This is a genomic window from Deltaproteobacteria bacterium (genome assembly GCA_012522415.1).
Taxonomy (GTDB): Bacteria; Desulfobacterota; Syntrophia; order Syntrophales; family JAAYKM01; genus JAAYKM01.
Window position 1 is genome coordinate 1 of record JAAYKM010000081.1, and the last position, 1,625, is coordinate 1,625.

Annotated in this window: 1 protein-coding gene; it reads left to right on the forward strand. The window is 56.2% G+C overall.

What is annotated here, in order from left to right; genetic code table 11:
* Positions 1-540: 540 nt before the first annotated feature.
* On the forward strand, positions 541-1,413 hold the full coding sequence (gene rfbA / locus GX147_07075; protein ID NLN60454.1) for a glucose-1-phosphate thymidylyltransferase RfbA: 873 nt from the start codon (positions 541-543) through the stop codon (positions 1,411-1,413).
* Positions 1,414-1,625 lie beyond the last annotated feature (212 nt).

Here is a 1,625-nt window from a genome sequence, read left to right on the forward strand (position 1 = left end):
ATCACGTGCACCTCCTTAATGTTTTCTAAAACGTAGGGGTTAGTCTAGCACTAGCGCCCTGTCGGAGGTGCACTTTTTTTCATGTTAGCATTCCGAGCAGCTGAAGCATTAATTGCCATTCCGAGCCGCCGCAGCCCGAAATGTCATTCCAGTGCCTGCCGTCAGCCTAAAATGTCATTCCGAATCCCGCCGGAGGCGGGTGAGGAATCTTAAACGAAACGCATTGGAATGGCGTGAAGGACGAGATTTTTCGTCGCTGCGCTCCTCAAAATGACATGGGGGGCTCTCCTCGAAAGGACATAGGGGGGGCAAATACCGGAGCGAAAAGACATAGGGGCATTCGCCGGGATGAAAGGCGATAACTCCTTGTCACTTCGAACGAACGTGAGAAGTCTTAAACGTAACGCCGCCCTCGAAACTCCAGGGCGGCCGGGGCGGGGCCGAAGGTGTGGGTTTACAAATCCCGAAACATGACGTATAAGCAACCGGCGAAAGGGAATACCCAGGGCCAAACGACCGGGAAGGAAGGAATCTCGGATTATGAAAGGCATCATTCTCTCCGGGGGCGCGGGAACACGCCTCCATCCTGTGACAACGGTCATTTCGAAACAACTCCTCCCCATTTTCGACAAACCGATGATCTACTACCCCCTGTCCATCCTCATGCTGGCGGGCATCAGAGAGATCCTGGTTATCTCCACCCCCAGGGACCTGCCCCTGTACCGGGACCTTCTGGGCGACGGGACGGAACTGGGCCTGTCCATCTCCTACGCCGAGCAGCCCCACCCCGGCGGCCTGGCCCAGGCGTTCATCATCGGTGAATCCTTCATCGGCGGGGATAACGTCTGCCTCGTCCTGGGCGACAACATCCTCTACGGCGTCGGCCTGACGTCCGTACTCAAAAAAGCCGTCCAGTCGCGGGACGGAGCCCTCGTTTTCGGATACTGGGTCGCGGACCCCGAACGCTACGGGGTCGTCACATTCGATAAAAACGGCATGGTAACGGATATCGAGGAAAAACCGGTCAACCCCCAGTCCAATTACGCCGTGATCGGCCTGTATTTCTACGACAACGACGTAATCGAGATCACGAAAAATCTCCGTCCGTCCCCACGGGGAGAACTGGAAATCACCGATGTCAACAAAGCATACCTCTCCCGGGGAAAGCTCAGGGTCGAAATCTTCGGTCGCGGCACGGCCTGGCTGGACACGGGCACCCCTGAAAGCCTCCTGGAAGCGGGCAACTTCATCGCCACCCTCGAACGCCGGCAGGGATTGAAGGTGGCCTGTCTGGAGGAAGTGGCCTACCTCCGGGGTTTCATCGACAAGGCGCAACTTCTGGAACTGGCCCGATCGAAAGCGAGAGCCCCCTACAGCGAATACCTGATCAAGATCGCGGAACTGAGAAACTAGAGACCCCGCGGGGACGGCTCCGCGATTCCGGTCCTCAGCCGGGCCGGTCTCATCGTCCGATCGAAATCGAAACGGCAAGACCCCGTGACCTTCCCCCCAGAAACTGATCCATTTCCCAATAGAGTCCTTCCTGATAATAGAGAAAGAAGAAAGGGAGGAACATTAGATGAAAGGAAAGCGATTTACACCGGAGCAAATCATTAAGATTATCA